14 protein-coding genes are annotated in these 18,521 nt (G+C 65.5%); 2 read left to right on the top strand and 12 right to left on the bottom strand.

The window, feature by feature from the left end; translation table 11 throughout:
- Positions 1-290 precede the first annotated feature (290 nt).
- The 6 genes from rpsD to FHG09_RS03425 all read right to left on the bottom strand — a co-directional run bounded on the left by rpsD (position 291) and on the right by FHG09_RS03425 (position 8,435).
- Positions 291-932, bottom strand: coding sequence for a 30S ribosomal protein S4 (gene rpsD, locus FHG09_RS03450; RefSeq protein WP_413773140.1), 642 nt, complete (start codon positions 930-932; stop codon positions 291-293).
- A 433-nt stretch (positions 933-1,365) separates the two neighbouring features.
- Positions 1,366-2,955 (bottom strand): cation:proton antiporter family protein, encoded by a 1,590-nt coding sequence (locus FHG09_RS03445; RefSeq protein WP_152346317.1) that lies wholly within the window; start codon positions 2,953-2,955, stop codon positions 1,366-1,368.
- A 66-nt stretch (positions 2,956-3,021) separates the two neighbouring features.
- Positions 3,022-4,500 (bottom strand): replication-associated recombination protein A, encoded by a 1,479-nt coding sequence (locus FHG09_RS03440; RefSeq protein ID WP_152346316.1) that lies wholly within the window; start codon positions 4,498-4,500, stop codon positions 3,022-3,024.
- Positions 4,500-6,284, bottom strand: coding sequence for an aspartate--tRNA ligase (gene aspS, locus FHG09_RS03435; protein WP_152346315.1), 1,785 nt, complete (start codon positions 6,282-6,284; stop codon positions 4,500-4,502). Before aspS ends, FHG09_RS03440 begins: the two co-directional genes overlap by 1 nt.
- A gap of 58 nt (positions 6,285-6,342) precedes the next feature.
- Complete coding sequence (gene hisS / locus FHG09_RS03430) at positions 6,343-7,677, bottom strand: histidine--tRNA ligase (RefSeq protein WP_152346314.1); 1,335 nt, start codon at positions 7,675-7,677, stop codon at positions 6,343-6,345.
- Between the two features lie 113 nt (positions 7,678-7,790).
- Positions 7,791-8,435: an MBL fold metallo-hydrolase gene (locus FHG09_RS03425; protein ID WP_152346313.1), complete on the bottom strand. Its 645-nt coding sequence runs from the start codon at positions 8,433-8,435 to the stop codon at positions 7,791-7,793.
- Positions 8,436-8,554: 119 nt separating this feature from the next.
- On the opposite strand from FHG09_RS03425, the gene FHG09_RS03420 reads away from it, so the two are divergent.
- Both FHG09_RS03420 and FHG09_RS03415 read left to right on the top strand, forming a co-directional pair.
- A complete protein-coding gene (locus FHG09_RS03420) occupies positions 8,555-9,907 on the top strand; it encodes a DUF349 domain-containing protein (RefSeq protein WP_152346312.1) in 1,353 nt (450 codons plus the stop codon).
- A gap of 103 nt (positions 9,908-10,010) precedes the next feature.
- A complete protein-coding gene (locus tag FHG09_RS03415) occupies positions 10,011-10,610 on the top strand; it encodes a hypothetical protein (protein ID WP_193627269.1) in 600 nt (199 codons plus the stop codon).
- Here the strand turns inward: FHG09_RS03415 and FHG09_RS03410 are convergent.
- The 6 genes from FHG09_RS03410 to ruvA form a co-directional block, all read right to left on the bottom strand.
- The gene (locus FHG09_RS03410) at positions 10,589-12,886 is read right to left on the bottom strand and encodes a RelA/SpoT family protein (RefSeq protein ID WP_152346311.1); all 2,298 of its coding nucleotides are present in this window, start codon (positions 12,884-12,886) and stop codon (positions 10,589-10,591) included. The genes FHG09_RS03415 and FHG09_RS03410 overlap by 22 nt on opposite strands.
- Positions 12,887-12,906: 20 nt before the next feature.
- Positions 12,907-13,923: a protein translocase subunit SecF gene (secF, locus tag FHG09_RS03405; RefSeq protein WP_152346310.1), complete on the bottom strand. Its 1,017-nt coding sequence runs from the start codon at positions 13,921-13,923 to the stop codon at positions 12,907-12,909.
- Positions 13,920-16,058: a protein translocase subunit SecD gene (gene secD / locus FHG09_RS03400; protein WP_227492526.1), complete on the bottom strand. Its 2,139-nt coding sequence runs from the start codon at positions 16,056-16,058 to the stop codon at positions 13,920-13,922. Before secD ends, secF begins: the two co-directional genes overlap by 4 nt.
- 101 nt (positions 16,059-16,159) lie before the next feature.
- The gene (gene yajC, locus FHG09_RS03395) at positions 16,160-16,714 is read right to left on the bottom strand and encodes a preprotein translocase subunit YajC (RefSeq protein WP_227492525.1); all 555 of its coding nucleotides are present in this window, start codon (positions 16,712-16,714) and stop codon (positions 16,160-16,162) included.
- Positions 16,715-16,795: 81 nt separating this feature from the next.
- Positions 16,796-17,872 (bottom strand): Holliday junction branch migration DNA helicase RuvB, encoded by a 1,077-nt coding sequence (gene ruvB, locus FHG09_RS03390; RefSeq protein ID WP_413773139.1) that lies wholly within the window; start codon positions 17,870-17,872, stop codon positions 16,796-16,798.
- Positions 17,869-18,465, bottom strand: a complete 597-nt coding sequence (gene ruvA, locus FHG09_RS03385) for a Holliday junction branch migration protein RuvA (protein WP_152346309.1) — start codon at positions 18,463-18,465, stop codon at positions 17,869-17,871. Before ruvA ends, ruvB begins: the two co-directional genes overlap by 4 nt.
- Between the last annotated feature and the right edge of the window lie 56 nt (positions 18,466-18,521).

Here is an 18,521-nt window from a genome sequence, read left to right as displayed (position 1 = left end):
GCCGCCCTTGCGCTTCCCGGCAGACCGCTCCCGTGTCGGCAAGTCATTCCCGGTCCTGTCCGGCGGTTCGGTACACCTTTCTCTGAAATGCTCAGGGAGGAAAGTGGTGATTTCAGAGGAGGATGTGACAACACAGCCTTCGCCGAGGCTGATGCGATGCGCCGTCGGCGTGCTTGAGGTGGCTGCACGACTGCCCAGTGCGAATGCACACTCGCCAGGGTGAATGCACGACTGCCCGGAACCTGTGGTCCCGGGCAGTCGTGGTGGCGCGATGCGCTGTATTCAGCCGATCAGCGCGAGTAGAACTCGACGACGAGCTGAACATCACAGGTGATCGGCACCTCTTCGCGCTTCGGGGTGCGCAGCAGGGTCGCCTGCAGGCCCTCGAGGTTCACGTTGAGGTAACCCGGCGTGGCGGGCAGGACGTCCTTGTGACCACCGGCGGCGGCGACCTGGAACGGATCCATCGAAGCCGAACGCTCGTGCACCTGGATGGTCTGGCCTTCCTTCACGCGGAAGGAGGGACGGTCCACGCGCTGTCCGTCGACCGTGATGTGACGGTGGACGACGAACTGACGAGCCTGGGCCATGGTGCGGGCGAAGCCGGCACGCAGGACGAGCGCGTCGAGACGCGATTCGAGGAGCTCGACCATGGTCTCACCGGTCAGGCCGGGCAGACGGCTGGCTTCCTTGTAGTTCTTGAGCATCTGTGCCTCGCGGATGCCGTACTGCGCGCGCAGGCGCTGCTTCTCCTTGAGGCGGACCGAGTAGTCGCTGTCGTTGCGACGGCGGGCGCGACCGTGCTCACCTGGAGGGTACGGGCGACGCTCGAAGTACTTCTCGGCCTTGGGTGTCAGAGCAATGCCGAGGGCGCGCGAGAGGCGCGTCATCCGGCGATTACGTGCTGGTGCTGGCACTGTATTACCTTTCATCAATGAGTTCTGTCACGAAGGGCCCATGAGGTTCTCGCCCCGAACGCGACTGTTGTTTCCCCGGATGGGAAAGAGGGGTTGAGCGTCGAGATCCGCTCGCACCGACCGCCTTTAGGGTGCAGGCACAACAGCTGTCTATCTTAGCGGGTGCAGGCGGACCGCCGCAAAGCGGATCGGCGGGCTCGCGGCTGTGATCTTCGCGACTGGGGCGTCGGCCCGACCTGCCCGACCGTACCGTCGGCTCGACCAGCCCGATCGTACCGTCGGCCCGACCTGCCCGACCGTACCGTCGGCTCGACCAGCCCGATCGTACCGTCGGCCCGACCTGCCCGACCGTACCGTCGGCTCGACCAGCCCGATCGTACCGTCGGCCCGACCTGCCCGACCGTACCGTCGGCACGACCAGCCGATTCGACTCGATCGCCCTCTCTTCTCACTGCCGACAGTCGTCTTCATGGCTGTCGATGGCGGCGTCGGCCACGGCCGCTCCGGAACCGCTGTAGATGTTGATCACCGCGTGGACTCCGGCGTGGGCGAAATGCTCGGCCTGGTCGGGACGCTGGACGACGGCGGCGATGGTTCCCGGGAAGCCGGCGATGCGAAGCTGTTCGAGGGCGAAAGTGTTCGAATCATGCAGCGCCATGGCCAGCACGACGGTGTGGGCGCTGCCGCCGACGACGAGGCGGTGCCAGAACTCGTGGTCGGTGGCATCGCCTTCGAGCACCGTGAAGTCGTCGGCGCGCAGGGCTTCGATGACATTGAGGTCGTTGTCGATGCCGATGACGCTGCGGTCTCCGCGCTCGACGAAACGCTCGTAGGCGCCTCGGCCGATGCGCCCCATGCCGAGGACGACGACTTCCGCATCTGCGGTGTCCAGCGGTCGGTCGTTGGCCCGCAGCCGGTCCTCGTTCTCGTCCGGCAGGATCGCGTCGAGCCTCGCCACGATCTGGAGACTGTAGGCATTGGCCAGGGAGGAGCCGATCATGCCCAGGGCCACGGCGAGGGCGATGACGGTCAGCCAATTGTCCTCGAAGAGCCCGTTGTCGACGCCGACCGCGACGACGATGAGGGCGAATTCGGAGAAGTTGCTCAGGGCCAGGCTGGTGCGCACGCTGGTGCGGTTGCGCAGCCCGAAGAGCCGGCCCATGAGGTAGAAGCTCGCGAAGTTGAATGGCAGCAGGATGACGCACAGCAGCAGCGCCATGAACAGATCCGACCAGGTGGGAACCGCCTGGAGTCCGATGACGACGAAGAATCCGACGAGGAAGAGCTCCTTGACGCTGAAGAGGGACTTCGACATCTCCACAGCCCGCGGGTGGGTGGAGAAGAGCAGTCCGAGCACCAAGGCACCGAGGTCGCCGTGGATGCCGACGGATTCGAAGGCGACATAGCCCGGGCCCAACGCCATGACGACGCCGAAGAGGACGAGCAGCTCACCACGTCCGACGCGGTCGAGGATCCGTCGCAGCACCCACACGGCGGGAATGAGCAGGACGAGAGCGAACGCCCACAGGCTCGGCGGCTCTTCCCCGGCGATCGTGATGAAGGCGACCGCTGCGAGGTCCTGGAGAACGAGGATCGCGATGGCGATCTGGCCGTAGTAGGACCCGTCGTCGGAGCGGTCTTCGAGCACCTTGACCACGAGCACCGTGGAGGAGAACGAGAGGGCGAAGCCGAGAAGTGCCAAGGTGCCCGCTCCCCCGCTGACGCTGACGATGCCGATGGCGGCGGCTGCGCCGATCGTCCCGGCGCCGAGGAGGACCACCGTGATCATGTGCAGGGCCGCCGTGCCGTGTGCTTCGGGTTGGAGGAGGGAGCGCAGGTCGAACTTCAGGCCGATGGTGAAGAGGAGCAGGACGACGCCGATGTCGGAGATCTGCTGCAGTCCTGCGAACGCGGTGAAGCCGACGACGTGCAGCAGGAAACCTGCCGCGAGAAATCCCACGAGGGGCGGGATGCGCAGCTCATGGGCGATGAGTCCCAGCGCCAGCGCGGCGGCGATGGTGATGACGATGTCTGCCATGCCGTCCTCCTCGCTCCGCGCCGTCAGCGACGGCTCAGCCCGTCACCGCGTCTCACTACAAAGCTATCAGGGGCGGAGCAGACGCCTGAGGTTCTCCAACCTCTCGGCCATGGACCGTTCCATCCCGTTCGTCGTCGGAGTGTAGTAGCGCTTTCCCCGCAGAGTCTCGGGCAGGTATTCCTGATCGGCGACTCCGTGCGGAAAGTCGTGCGAGTACTTGTAGCCCTCACCGTGGCCGAGTTCCTTCGCACCCGGGTAGTGGGCGTCGCGCAGATGCATCGGCACCTGTCCGGCGAGTCCGTTCTTCACATCGGCGATCGCGGCGTCCAGGGCCCGGTAGCTGGCGTTCGACTTCGGTGCCAGGGCGAGGTATGTGACCGCCTCAGCCAACGGGATCCGTCCTTCGGGCATGCCGATGTTCTGCACTGCCGTCGAGGCGGCCACCGCAATGGGCAGCGCCTGCGGGTCGGCCATGCCGATGTCTTCGGCGGCGGAGATGACGACTCGTCGAGCGATGAAGCGAGGGTCTTCACCGGCGACGATCATCCGCGCCAGATAGTGCAGTGCCGCGTCGACGTCTGAGCCGCGGATGGACTTGATGAACGCGGAGACCACGTCGTAGTGCTGGTCGCCGTTCTTGTCATAGCGCAGAACGGTCTCACTGCTCGCCTCGGCGCAGGCGGATTCGGTGATGAGGATCGGACCGGTCTTGCCGTCTCCGTCGTCATCCCCATCACCGTGGCTGTCGTCGGGCTGAGTGTCCTCGCTGGCATCCTCGGCGAGCTGAGCGGCATCGGCCTGGGCGGCGGCGATTCCGGCGGCGGCTTCGAGGACCGTCAGTGACCGGCGGGCGTCGGCTCCGGCGATGCGGACGATGAAGTTCCGGGCCTCCTCGGTGAGGGTGAACTGCCCGGCCAAACCGCGGTCGGAGTCGACGGCGCGGTCGAGCAGCTTGCCGACCGCTTCGTCGTCGAGCGGTCGCAGGGTGAGCATGAGCGACCGCGACAGCAGCGGTGAGATGACGGAGAACGACGGGTTCTCCGTGGTGGCGGCCACGAGCACGACGAGCCGGTTCTCCACTGCCGGCAGCAGGGCGTCCTGCTGGGCCTTGGAGAAGCGGTGGATCTCGTCGAGGAAGAGCACCGTCGTGCGTGAGTACATCTCCCGTTCACGGCGGGCGTTCTCGATCACCTGGCGCACGTCCTTGACTCCCGCGGTGATCGCGGAGAGCTCGACGAAGGTGCGGCCCGGGGCGTGGGAGATGACATGGGCCAGAGTCGTCTTCCCGACTCCAGGTGGGCCCCACAGGATCACCGAGGAGGCCCCCGCCCGGTCTCCCCCGCTGGCTTCGACGAGCTGGTTGAGCGGGGATCCGGGGAAGGTCAGGTGCTCCTGGCCGACGACCTCGTCCAATGTCCGCGGACGCATCCGCACCGCGAGCGGGTCCAGGGCCCGCCCCGAGGAGGCCCCGGAGGAACCGGCGAAGCCCGGACCAGGAGGTTCCTGGTCCGGGCCGGCGGAGAACAGATTCGGTTCCTGGCTCATCAGGCCTCGGCGTCGTCGTCTTCCGGTGCGAAGTCGACTCCGGCCTCGGCGCGCTGGGCGTCGGTGATCGGGGCCGGTGCCTGCGTCAGCGGATCGAAGCCGCCGCCGGACTTCGGGAAGGCGATGACCTCACGGATCGAGTCGACCCCGGCCAGCAGGGACACGATGCGGTCCCAGCCGAAGGCGATGCCGCCGTGCGGGGGTGCACCGAATTTGAAGGCTTCGAGGAGGAAGCCGAACTTCTCCTGGGCTTCATCCTCGGAGATGCCCATGATCTCGAAGACGCGTTCCTGCACGTCCTTGCGGTGGATGCGGATGGAGCCGCCGCCGATCTCGTTGCCGTTGCACACGATGTCGTAGGCGTAGGACAGAGCCGCACCGGGATCTTCTTCGAGGGTGTCGAGGAATTCGGGCTTCGGTGCGGTGAAGGCGTGGTGGACGGCCGTCCACTGACCACCGCCGACGGCGACGTCTCCGGCGGCCTGAGCGTCGGCAGCCGATTCGAACAGGGGCGCGTCGACGACCCACACGAAGGCCCAGTCGCCGTCCTTGATCAGACCGGTGCGGGCAGCGATCTCGTTGCGTGCGGCGCCGAGCAGGGCGCGGGAGGAGTTCGCCTCGCCGGCGGCGAAGAAGATGGCATCGCCCGGGCTCGCTCCGGCAGCGGCGACGAGTCCGGCCTTCTCCTCCTCGGAGATGTTCTTGGCCACGGGGCCGGACAGCGTGCCGTCTTCTGCCACGAGCACGTAGGCCAGTCCCTTGGCGCCGCGCTGCTTGGCCCAGTCCTGCCAGCCGTCGAGCTGACGGCGCGGCAGCGATCCGCCGCCGGGGTAGACGACGGAACCGACGTACGGCGACTGGAAGACGCGGAACGGGGTGTTCCGGAAGAACTCGGTGAGGTTGTGCAGTTCGAGTCCGAAGCGCAGATCCGGCTTGTCCGAACCGTACTTCTCCATCGCCTCGTGGTAGGTGATGTGCGGGATCGGGGTGGTGATCTCGTGTCCGATGAGCTTCCACAGTGCGGTGAGGATCTCTTCGGCCAGGGCGATGATGTCCTCCTGCTCGACGAAGGAGGCTTCGATGTCGAGCTGGGTGAACTCGGGCTGACGGTCGGCGCGGAAGTCCTCGTCGCGGTAGCAGCGGGCGATCTGGTAGTACCGTTCCATGCCGGCGACCTGCAGCAGCTGTTTGAACAGCTGCGGCGACTGCGGCAGGGCGTACCAGGAGCCGGGCTTGAGGCGGGCGGGCACGAGGAAGTCGCGGGCGCCTTCCGGAGTGGACTTCGTCAGGGTCGGGGTCTCGACCTCGACGAAGCTGTGGGCGTCGAGGACCGACCGCGCCGCCTTGTTGACGTCGGAGCGCAGGCGGATGGTCTTCGCCGGGCCGGAGCGGCGCAGATCGAGGTACCGGTAGCGCAGTCGGGTTTCTTCTCCCACGGCACCGGAGTCCTCGGCGTGATCGGAGACCTGGAACGGCAGCGCAGCCGCCTGCGAGAGCACTTCGACGCTGGTGTCGATGATCTCGATCTCACCGGTCGGCAGGTTCGGGTTCGTGTTGCCCTCCGGGCGGACCGACACGGTGCCGGTGGCCTTGACGACGGTCTCGTTGCGCAGCTGGTGGGCGTCGTCCTCGCGGACGACGACCTGCACGATTCCCGAAGCGTCACGCAGATCGATGAAGGCCACACCTCCGTGATCGCGACGACGATCGACCCACCCGGTGAGGGTGACGGTTTCTCCTGCGTTCGCGGCTCGCAGGCTTCCGGCTTCGTGGCTTCGCAGCACCTAGGGCTCCTTTGTGATGTTGTGGTCTAGCGCCTGAACAATGATAGTCGCCCTTCCGTCAGCTCCGGTACACGCGTGGCCAGAGGTCGTCCTCTGCAGGCGTCCACGCGGCCGGATCGGCCGTGGCCTGCTCTCCCGAGCGGATGTCCTTGACCTCGTGGCCGGACTCACCGTCGGTGAACCAGACGAACGGGATGTCGCGGCGTTCGGCGTAGCGGATCTGCTTGCCGAACTTCGCGGCGTTCGGCGACACCTCACAGGGGATGTCCCTGGACCGGAGAGTCGCGGCCACGGCGTCGGCCTCCCCGCGCCGGGCCTCCTCGGTGACGGCGATGACGACGGCCGAGGGGGTGCCGCGGGTGGCGCGGATCTCCGATGCTTCGCCGAGGATGAACGCCATGAGACGCGAGACGCCGATGGACATGCCCACCCCGGGATAGTTCCTCTTGCCCACGGTCACCAGCGAATCGTAGCGGCCGCCGGAGGACACGGAACCGAGCTCTTCGTGGCCGATCAGCTGGGTCTCGTAGACCGCTCCCGTGTAGTAGTCGAGGCCGCGGGCGATCTTGAGCTGGGCGACGACGACTCCCGGCGCCCGTTCGGCTGCGGCACGCAGCAGGGTCGTCAGCGATTCGAGTCCGGCGTCGAGCAGCGGGTGGTCGACGCCGAGGGCGCGCACCTGATCGGCGAAGTCCGGGGAGTCGGATTCGATGGCGGCCAGCGCCAGGCACAGACGCTGCTGTTCCTCGTCGGCGCCGGCTTCGGCGGCGAGCAGCTCACCGACCTCGGCGGGGCCGATCTTGTCGTACTTGTCGAGGCAGCGCAGCACGGCCTGGATGTCCGTCAGTCCGATTCCGCGGGCGAAGCCTTCGAGCAGCCTGCGATCGTTGACGAGGATCTTGATTCCGGGCACGCCGAGAGGGGCGAGCCGGGAGAATGCGTCGGCCACAGCCAGCGGGATCTCGACTTCGAAGTGTCCGGGCAGCTCACCATCGGCGATGACGTCGATATCGGCCTGGATGAACTCACGGTAGCGGCCGGCCTGCGGCCGTTCGCCTCGCCAGACCGGCTGGACGCGGGCGGCCTTGAACGGGAAGCTCAGTTCGTTGGCATTGTCGGCGATATAGCGGGCCAGGGGCACCGTGAGATCGAAGTGGAGGCCGAGCGGGTTGCGTTCGGTGCCGTCGGAGTGCAGGCGGGAGACGGCGAAGATCTCCTTGTCGATCTCTCCCTCCTTGGCCAGCTGGCTGATGGGTTCGACGGCGCGGTGGTTGAGGGCGGAGAACCCGTGCAGGGCGAAGGTGTGTTCGAGGGTGTCGATGATGGCCTTCTCGATCACGCGTTCGGCCGGGAGTCGTTCCGGGAATCCGGACAGACGGGCTGACTTCGCCATGGTGCTCCTTGCTTTCGGTGCTGATGCGGTGCCGTGGGGCACCGCTGAATCGGGTGGTCTCGGGTGAGTTCCGGTGGCTGGTCGGGCGGGTCGGACCGCTCGGTCGGATCCGCTCAGAAGAACGGGTTCGTCGCGAGTTCCGTGCTGACCCGTGTCGCCGGGCCGTGTCCAGGATAGATCGGCGCATCGGGCAGAGTCGTAAATGCCCGCAGCGACTCCTGCATCGCCTGCGGGTCTCCCCCGGGCAGGTCGACACGGCCGATGGCTCCGGCGAAGACGACGTCCCCGGTGAAGATGACCTCTTCCTCGCCGTCCACGACGCGCAGCAGCATGGAGCCTTCGGTATGGCCGGGTGCGGCGACCGCGGTGATGGTCAGCCCGGCGATCTCGAAGCTCTGCCCGTCGGTGATGTCCTCGGCCGCGGGTGCGTTCCAGTCTTCGACCAGCGGGGCGAGCATCGCCGCGAACTGCGGGTTGAGCGTCGTCGCCGGTGAGTCCAGTCGGTACCTGTCCGGGGCGCCGAGGTGGACGGGCACGTTCCAGCGGGCGAGCACGTTGGTCAGGCCCAGGATATGGTCGGGGTGACCGTGGGTGAGGAAGATCGCCTGCGGCTCCAGACCCTCCTCGCTCAGCAGCTTGTCGAGTCCGGGGGCGCAGTCGTATCCGGAGTCGATGAGAATGCAGTCGCTGCGCCCGGCAGCGCGCACGGCATAGCAGTTGACGTCGAGGAATTCGGCGTTGGTCGAGAACACATCCATGTGCAAAGTCTATCTACACGCGCGCCGATGGTTATGCTGGGATAACGTCTATCCCACAATCGAGTGATCGGCGGGTGTGAAGACCTGCCGGTTCGACCGATGGAAACAAGGTGAGAACCATGTCGACCCCGACACCGAAGCCGACCCCCCGTCCGTCGTCGCTGCCGCGTCCGCAGGCGGCGCAGGTGGTCAACGCCAGCCATATCGACCACGACGCCGAGGTGGCTCGCGCGGTGACTCATGGTCGGGCCGATGCACAAGGCAATGTGTTCGTCACCACCGCTGAGGGCGAGCGGGCCGTCGGTCAGTACCCGGATGCCACTCCCGATGAGGCGCTCGAGTACTTCGCGAAGAAGTACGTCGAACTCGCCGAGAGTGCGATCCTACTGCGCAATCGCCTCTCCGCCGGTGCTCCCGGCCGTGAGATCGTGGCGGCGGCGAAGACGCTGCAGGAGTCGCTGCCGGAGGCCAATGTCGTCGGTGATCTCAAAGGGCTGAGCGCCACCCTCGACACTCTCATCTCCGATGCCGAGGCCACGGAGTCCCGACAGGCCGCCCGCGCCCAGGCTGCGAAGCTCGCCGCCGCCGAGGACCGTGAGGCTCTCGTCGTCGAGGCCGAGTCCCTGGCCAAACAGGATCCGTCGAAGATCCAGTGGAAGCAGTCGGGTGCCCGTCTGCGCGAGCTCTTCGCACAGTGGAAGGACATGCAGCGCAGCGGACCGCGTCTGCCGCGTGCCGTCGATCAGGAGCTCTGGGGCCGGTTCTCGCAGGCCCGGAACAGCTTCGAACACAAGCGCAAGGAGTTCTTCGCCGAACTCGACAAGGTCAATGCCGAGGGCAAGCGGATCAAGGAGAAGATCGTCGCCGAGGCGGAGTCGCTGTCGGCCTCGACCGATTTCCGGACCGTGTCCCAGAAGTACAAGGACCTGATGAGCCAGTGGAAGCGTGCCCCGCGTGCGTCCCGCAAGGACGATGACGCTCTGTGGGCACGGTTCCGAGCCGCACAGGACGTGTTCTTCTCCGCTCGCGATGCGGAGAACGCTGCACTGGACGAGGAGTTCAAGGGCAACCTCGGCGTCAAGGAAGAGCTGTTGAAGAAGGCGCAGGCGCTGCTGCCGATCACCGATCCGGTGGCGGCCAAGCGTGATCTGCGCACCATCCAGGACCAGTGGGAGGAAGCCGGGAAGGTCCCCCGTGCCGATGTCTCCCGGATGGAGAACGGTCTGCGCGATGTCGAGCGTGCGCTCGCCGATGCCGAGGAAGCCGCTTGGCAGCGCAGCAACCCGGAGACGAAGGCCCGCACCTCGGGTGCGCTCAATCAGCTCGACGAGTCGATCGTCGAACTCGAGAAGAAGCTCGAGACCGCAAAGTCCGGTGGCGATGGGAAAGCCGTCGCGGAGGCGCAGGAAGCTCTAGACGCCCGCCGCGCCTGGAGGGATCAGCTCGCACAGACCGCCGCGGAGCTCGACTGAGGACTCTCCGCTCGTCCACAGGTTCGGGCGTTCGAGTCCCCAACTGTCCACAGGCGGCAGCCGACGTCTTGTCAACGCCTCCACACCCGACGATAGTGCGGGTATGGAGGCGTTGTTTCATCTGCGGGACTTCGGGTACGAGCAGCTCACCGAGCTCACCCTCGACGGTCTGCTCATCCGACTGACCGAATCGACGTGGGTGCGCAAGGGCGCGATCCTCTCCCCCGCGGAACGGATGGCCGCTCTGCATTCGCTCATCCCACCGGGGCTCGCAGTCTCCCATGACAGCGCCTGGTGGGTGCATCGCGGTCTCGGCCGGGCTCCCGCTCCGCTGAACTGCATCACTCTGCCCAGAAGACGGTGGATCGCCGATGACGGTTTCGACGTCCACGAGACGACGCTGGCGGACGACGAATGGTGCCTCATCGACGGACTGCCCATCACAACGGAGGAACGGACGCTCTACGATCTGCTCTTCCCGCATTTCCGGTTCCGCACCGCAGAGTCGCCGCAGGCGCTGCGGGGAATCATTGCGGAGATCCCCACCGGCCTGCGCCACCGTCTCCGGGACTACCTCTCTCAGGTGGCCCGTCGACCATTCGTCGCCCAGATGCGCGCGGCCTTGGACAGTGCCGCCGCAGACGGCCGTGCCCTCGGCGGGATCGGGATCGACCGGGAGGATCAGCCGCCGGAGATGCGGTAGACGTCGAAGACGCCTTCGACCTTGCGCACGGCAGAGAGCACCGTGTCCAGATGGCTGGCATCGCTCATCTCGAAGACGAACTTCGACTGGGCCACGCGTGCCCGGGACGTGCCGACCGTCGCCGACAGGATGTTCACGTGGGTCTCGGTGAGGACCTTCGTGATGTCGGAGAGCAGACCGGCACGGTCGAGGGCTTCGACCTGGATCTGGACGAGGTAGATTCCGCTCGTCTTCTCACCCCAGGACACCTCGACCATGCGTTCGGGTTCACGTCTGAGTGAGGCTACGTTCGGGCAGTCGACACGATGCACGGACACGCCCGAGCCGCGCGTGACGAAGCCGAGGATCTCGTCTCCCGGCACCGGGGTGCAGCAGCGGGCGAGTTTGACGAGCACGTCGTCGACGCCCTTGACGATCACGCCTTCGGACGACGAATGGTGCCCCGAGGACTGACCGGTGCGGTTGCGCGGCTCCGGAGGCAGCGCGACCGAGTCGTCGTCCTCCCCGACTTCCTTGGCCAGCAGGTCGACGACGTGCTGGGCCGAGGACACACCGTTGCCGATCGCGGCGTAGAGGGCGCTGACATCGGGCAGACGCATCTCTGTGGCGACGACCTGGAGGGCCTCCTGGCTCATCAGCGTGGCCGCGGAGAAGGTATGGCGGCGCATCGCTCTGGCGAGCTGTTCGCGGCCGTTCTCGATCGCCTCTTCGCGGCGCTCCTTCGAGAACCACTGACGGATCTTGCTCCGGGCCCGCGGGCTCTTGACGAAGCCGAGCCAGTCGCGGCTGGGCCCGGCGTTCTCGTCCTTCGAGGTGAAGACCTCGACGGAGTCCCCGTTCTTCAGCTCCGTGTCCAAAGCGACCAGGCGGCCGTTGACGCGGGCACCCATGGTCTTGTGCCCGACCTCGGTGTGCACGGCATAGGCGAAGTCGATGGGGGTGGCTCCCGATGGCAGGCTCATCACCTCGCCCTTCGGAGTGAAGACGTAGACCTCCTTCGAATTCACCTCATAGCGGAGGCTGTCGAGGAACTCATCGGGGTCGGAGACCTCACGCTGCCAGTCCAGCAGCTGCCGCAGCCAGGCCGCGTCGTCGACCTCGCCGGCGTCGGAGACCTTCACCGAGCGTGCGGTGTTCGAGGTCACGGCCTTCGACGACTTGTTCAGGTCCTTGTACTTCCAATGAGCGGCGACGCCGAATTCTGCGCGTCGATCCATCTCGTGGGTGCGGATCTGGATCTCGACGGGTTTGCCGGCCGGCCCGATCACCGTGGTGTGCAGGCTCTGGTACATGTTGTACTTCGGCATTGCGATATAGTCCTTGAACCGCCCGGGAACCGGGTTCCAGCGGGCGTGGACGATGCCGAGGGCGGCATAGCACTCGCGCACGGATTCGACGAGGACGCGGACTCCGACGAGATCGTAGATGTCGGCGAACTCGTGTCCGCGCACGACCATCTTCTGATAGATCGAGTAGTAGTGCTTGGGTCGTCCCGTGATGGAGGCTTCGATCCCGGATTCCTTGAGCTCGCCCTGGAGCTCCTCGGAGACCGTGGCCAGATACTTCTCGCGTTCGGGAGCCCGGTCCGCGACGAGCCGGACCACTTCGTCATAGACCTTGGGATGGAGGACCTGGAAGGACAGGTCTTCGAGTTCCCATTTGATCGTGTTCATGCCCAGCCGGTGTGCCAGCGGGGCGAAGATGTCGAGGGTCTCGCGGGCCTTCTTCGTGCTCGACGAGGCCGGGACGAAACGCCAGGTGCGCGCATTGTGGAGACGGTCGGCGAGCTTGATGACGAGCACGCGGATGTCCTTGGCCATCGCCACGATCATCTTGCGCACGGTCTCGGACTGCGCGGCCTGGCCGTAGGTGAGTTTGTCGAGCTTCGTCACCCCGTCGACCATGGCCGCGACTTCGGCCCCGAATTCCTCGGTGAGCTCTGCGAGCGAATACGAGGTGTCTTCGACGGTGTCGTGCAGCAGTGCGGCGGCGAGCGTGACCGGCAGCATGCCGATCTCAGCCAGGATCGTCGCGACCGCGATGGGGTGGGTGATATAGGCGTCACCGGATTTCCGGGTCTGCCCGCGGTGAGCCTCCTCGGCGACCTTATAGGCTCGGACGACGAGGTCGATGTCCGCTTTCGGATGGTTCGACTGCAGGGCCCGGATCATCGGACCGAGCACTCTCGGGTAGCCGGGGTTGTTCTGCGCCCTGGCCGCCCACCACGCTAAGCGGGAGATGCCTCGCGGACGGCGCGAATCGGCGGACGAAGCCATAACATCTCCTCTCTTGGGAATCAGACTTCGGCGTGCATCACCGGTGGGACGTCTGCTCCCCCGTTCTTCAAGCGTAATTCACGCACGGCCTCCTCCTGTTCCTTGACCGCCGGCTCGTTTGCCCGGAGGACGGCGTAGAGGGGGCTCGCGACGAACAGCGTCGAAGCGGCTGCCACTATCGTACCGATGAACAGGGACAGCGAGATATCGACCAGTGTTCCCGCGCCGAGCAGGAACACACCGATGAAGAGGATCGAGGCGATCGGCAGCACGGACACCACCGAGGTGTTGATCGAGCGCACGGTCGTCTGGTTCACACCGAGATTGACCAGCTCGGAGAACTTCAGGTTCCGTTTCTCCCCGAATCGGGTCGTGTTCTCTCGGATCTTGTCGAAGACGACCACCGTGTCATAGAGCGAGAAGCTGAGCACGGTGAGGAAGCCGATGATGGCCTCCGGAGTGACTTCGAAGCCGGTGGCCGAGTAGATGCCCATGGTCACGATCATCACGGCGAAGAGGCCCACGATCGCCGCGACCGACATCTTCCACGTGCGGAAGTACAGAGCCATGACGATGAGCGCGATGGCCACGAAGATGACGAGCGCGCGGATCATCTTCGACGTCACGTCCTGGCCCCATTCGGGGCCGACGAACGTCGAGGTGACGTCTTCGACCTTCACGTCGTAGCCGGCGACGAGACCGTCGCGGACTTCCTGCATCTGCGGGTCGGTGAGCTGGTTCGTCTCGATCTGGACGGCCGTGTCACTGGTCGGCGTCAGGCGCGGCTCGGACCCGGAGACGACGTCGTTGACGATGCCTTCGCCCTTGGCAGCGGAGGTGTCGGTGACATGGTCGACCTGGAACTGCGAACCGCCCTTGAAGGCGATGCCGAAGTTGAATCCGAAGATGAGGGGAACGAGCAGGGACAGGAGGACGAGGACTCCGGCGATGCTCAGCCACAGCTTCGCCTTGCCGACGAACGGGATAGATGATTCGCCGCTGTGCAGCCGGTTGCCCCAGGCAAAGAACCGTTTCACTTGTCAGCCTCCTTGCCGTCTTGAGCCGCCGAGTCTTCGGCGGCATCCTCTTCTTCGGCGCGTCTGGCCGCGGCCTTCCGCTCGGCGATGGTCATACCGCCCGTCGACGCTGCGGTCTTCGCGGATTTCGACTTCACGGGCTTCGACTTCGCGGCCTTCGGCTTCGCGGACTCGGCCTTGTCGGTCGTGGGCGTCGTCGTGGTCTCCTCTGAATCGGCCGCAGCCGTCGCCGCTGTGGTCGTGCCGGATGTGTCTTCGGCGGTCATTCCCGCCTTGCGCATCCGCGCCTTCTCCCGACGCTTGGCCTCAGGCGTCTTGTCCTGGTCATCGATGGACACGTTGAGGGCACCGCGATATGCGGCTGGTTTGACGCCGAGCAGACGCGGGTCCATACCCGACAGCGGGTGGCCTTCGCCGAAGAACTTCGTGCGGGCCAGGACCTGCAGCATCGGGTGGGTGAACAGGAAGACGATGAGTACGTCGATGATCACGGTCAGACCCAGGGTGAAGGCGAAGCCGCGCACCGAACCGACGGCCAGGATATAGAGGATGACCGCGGCGAGCATGTTCACGGCCTTCGAAGCGTAGATCGTGCGCTTGGCCCGGTCCCAGCCGACCTCGACTGCGGAGAGCAGATTTCGCCCGCTGCGCAGCTCGTCTCTCACACGTTCGAAGTAGACGATGAACGAGTCCGCCGCCATGCCGATGCCGATGATGATACCGGCGACACCGGCCAGGGACAGGCGGTAGCCGTATCTCCACGATGCCAGCAGCAGCAGAAGATAGGTGAGCACGCCGGCGACGACGAGGCTCGAGACCGTGACGAGGCCGAGCACTCGGTACTGCAGCAGTGAGTAGACGACGACGAGGATGAGTCCGACGAGTCCGGTGAGCAGACCGATCTTGAGGTAGTTCGAACCCAGGGTCGGCGAGATCTGGTCCTCGCTCTGGACCTGGAAGCTCAGCGGCAGCGAACCGTTCTTGAGCTGGTTGGCCAGAGTCTGCGCCTCGTCGAGGCTGAAGTCGCCCGTGATCTGGGCGTTGCCGTCGGTGATCACCGCGTTCGAGGACGGAGCCGAGAGCACGAGGCCGTCGAGCTCGATCGCGAACTGGTTGTACGGCTGCTGCTTGCCGGTGATGTCCGAGGTGATCTGCTTGAAGATCTCACGCCCGGTGGCATCGAAGGACAGGTTGACGGCAGGGTTGTTGGTCTGCACGCCATTTGCTCCTGAGGCATAGCCCGCGTTGGCATCGGCGAGGTGATCACCGGAGAGTTCGACGGGTCCGAGGATGTACTTCGCCTGTCCGTCTTGGGAGCACGAGACGACCGGTTTGTCCGAAGGCTGCTGTTCGCCTCCCGTCCGGTTCTTCTTGTTCGTGCAGTCGAGCTCCGTGTATTCCTTGATGATCCCTTCGGTCTGCCACTCGGAGGAGTCCTTCTCCGGATCGAAGAGAGGCCGCGGTGTCGAGTCGGTGACCTTCGTACCTTCGCTCGACCCGCTGCCTTCGCCGGACTTCTCCGCGTCCTTGCTCTCCGATTCCGAGTCCGATCCCGAGGTCTTCGTCTGCTCGGAGGCCTCATCGGCCTGCTTCTCGGTCGAGCCGCCGGCGTTGACGGCATCGCCGCCGCCGGACGGTGCCTGTTCCTCGCCCTGGCCATCGCCCTTCGAATCGGCACCGGTGAGATCCTCGAGGCGTTTGCGCTCTTCGTCGCTCAGTCCGTCATCGGATCCCGAGGAATCCCCGCTGTTTCCGCTTTCGCCGCTCTTCTCCTGCTCCTTCTGAATCTGCTCCTGCGAACGCGGGTCACCGACCAGCGCCACACGGCGGAACACGAGCTGAGCCGACGACCGGACGAGGTTACGGGTCTCCTCGTCGGGGTTTCCCGGAAGATTCACGACGATATTGCGGTCGCCCTGCGTCGTGATCTCTGCTTCGGAGACACCGGTCGAGTCGACACGCTGGCGGATGATCGCCACCGCCTGATCGAGCTGCTCCTTGCTGATATCCGTGCCCTCGGACACCTGCGGTTCCAGAATGATCGACGTTCCGCCCTCGAGGTCAAGTGCGAGTTTGGGAGTCGTCGTGGCATTCGACCAGATGACACCGCCGGCGATGATTGCGGCGAGAGCCACGGTGACGATAGTCAGCCACAGGAAGCGCAAACCAGGTCGTGGCTTTTCTTCGATATCGGACACGTTTCAGCTTTCAGTCGGGAGCAGAGTGCGAGAACGGATCAGTTCTTCTTGTCGGAATCCGAGTCCGTGGAGTCCGTGGAATCGTCGTCCGCATCGGCGGAATCGGCATCGATCTCAGCGGCGGTCTCGGCGTCGACGTCCTCGGCACCCGCAGCGGAGTCGTCCGCGACTGCTTCTTCAGCGGCGTCCTCGTCCGGAGCGTCCGTCTCGGCGCGCTTGCGTTCATTCATGGCGTCGAGCTCGGCATCGGTGATGGCCGGCTTCTCGTCGGCGGCGTCGGCGTCGATATCGGAATCGGCGGCGGGAGCAGCGGCACCGGGAGCGTCGACGGGTGCGGCCTGGTTGTTCTCGATCTGGCCGATGGCCTGGCGGTGGACGCGCAGAACCGTTCCGGGGCCCGATTCGATCGTCACCTGGTTTTTCTCTTCGTCGATGGAGAGCACGGTGCCGAAGACACCGAATGTCGTCATCACGGTTGCGCCGGGCACCAGCCCCGATTTGATCTGCTCCGCACGCGCTTTCTGCTTACGCCGAGAATTGAACAGGAAAAAGATCAGCAGCGCGGCAAGCGCAAGAGGGATCAGCAAATCCACAGATATCAGCCTTTCATATGAATGAATCAGTGAACCAGCTTAGTTCGTCCTCACCTCTCATAGCGAACTCAAATGCGGGGTTCAGAACTCATAGTTTGCTGGGATCTGCATTTTCAGGTGCTTCCAGGCCGCAGAGGTGGCCACGCGTCCGCGTGGAGTCCGACTGATCAGGCCCTCCCGCACGAGGTAGGGTTCGGACACGGTTTCGACCGTGTCGGCTTCTTCGCCGACGGAGACTGCGAGGGTCCCCAGGCCCACCGGTCCGCCGCCGAAACGCCGGCACAGCACCTGCAGAACCGATCTGTCGAGGCGGTCGAGACCGAGTTCGTCGACCTCGTAGACGCGCAGGGCCTTGGTGGCGGCTTCCTCGTCGATGATTCCGCTCCCGCGCACCTGCGCCCAGTCGCGGACGCGTCGCAGCAGTCGGTTCGCGATGCGCGGGGTGCCGCGGGAACGGGTGGAGATCTCTTCGAGCCCGGCGAGCTCGGAATCGATGCCGAGCATCCGGGCCGAGCGCTGCAGAACGGTGAGCAGGTCGGCACTCGAATAGAAATCGAGCAGGGCGGTGAAGCCGAAGCGGTCGCGCAGCGGTGCCGGCAGCAGACCGGACCGGGTGGTGGCGCCGACGAGGGTGAACTGCGGGAGGTCGAGCGGGATCGCGGTGGCACCTGGGCCCTTGCCGACGATGACGTCGACCCGGAAGTCCTCCATCGCCACATACAGCATCTCTTCGGCGGCGCGGGCCATCCGGTGGATCTCGTCGATGAAGAGGACTTCGCCCTCTTCGAGGGAGGACAGGATGGCCGCAAGGTCACCGGCATGCTGGACGGCCGGACCGGACGTCACCCGCAGACTCGAGTTCATCTCATGGGCGATGATCATCGCCAGAGTGGTCTTGCCGAGTCCGGGAGGACCGGAGAGCAGCACATGGTCGGGCGCCTTCTGCCGGGCCTTTGCCGCATCGAGGACGAGTGAGAGCTGTTCACGCACCTGCGGCTGGCCGATGAAGTCGACCAGGCCCTTCGGGCGCAGCGCCGCTTCGGCATCGCGCTCGGCGGTCTCGGCGCGGCCGGAGACGAGTCTGTCCTGTTCGGCCCCGGTCAGGTCCTGATCACCGAAGTCCATCTCGTAGGAGCCAGGATCGAAGGAGCTCGTCATCTCTTCGCACCCAGGACCTTCAGTGCGGCCTTGAGGACCACAGAAGTGTCGGCTTCGGCACCGGTCTCCCTGACGACCTCGGCGACGACCTCTTCGGCCTGCGGTTCCTTCCATCCGAGGCCCACGAGAGCGTCAACGACCTGCTGATTGCCGCCGCCGAAGGACAGAGTCGGTCCGGGAACGGACGCTGTGATTTTGGGCAGCTTGTTCTCGAGTTCGAGGATGATGCGCGAGGCGCCCTTCTTCCCGATTCCCGGCACCCGGGTGAGCGCATCGGCGTTCTGATTCGTGATCGCGGCGGCGAGTTCGTCGGGTCCCATGACCGACAGGATCGCCATCGCCAGACGGGGGCCGATCCCGGAGATCGACAGGAGCACGTCGAAAGTGTGGTTCTCGTCTTCGGTGGTGAAGCCGTAGAGAGTCATCGAGTCTTCGCGCACCACGAGGCTGGTGACCAGTTCGATCTCGGCGCCGTGCCGGGTTCCGGCCAGTGTATCGGGGGTGACGTGGACCTTGCGGCCGACACCGTAGGTGAGAACGACGAGGTGGTCAGCTGCGATCCGATGCACCGTACCGCTGAGGAAACTGATCACGAACAGCCTTTCTTAAGGGAACACGTGTACGAATCCAGGTTAGCAGGCACCCGCTC

Origin of the sequence: Brevibacterium sp. CFH 10365, from assembly GCF_009299785.1 — a bacterium.
GTDB lineage: Bacteria > Actinomycetota > Actinomycetes > Actinomycetales > Brevibacteriaceae > Brevibacterium > Brevibacterium limosum.
The sequence above is the reverse complement of the archived record's forward strand: the minus strand, read 5'-3'. Positions and strand labels throughout refer to the sequence as shown.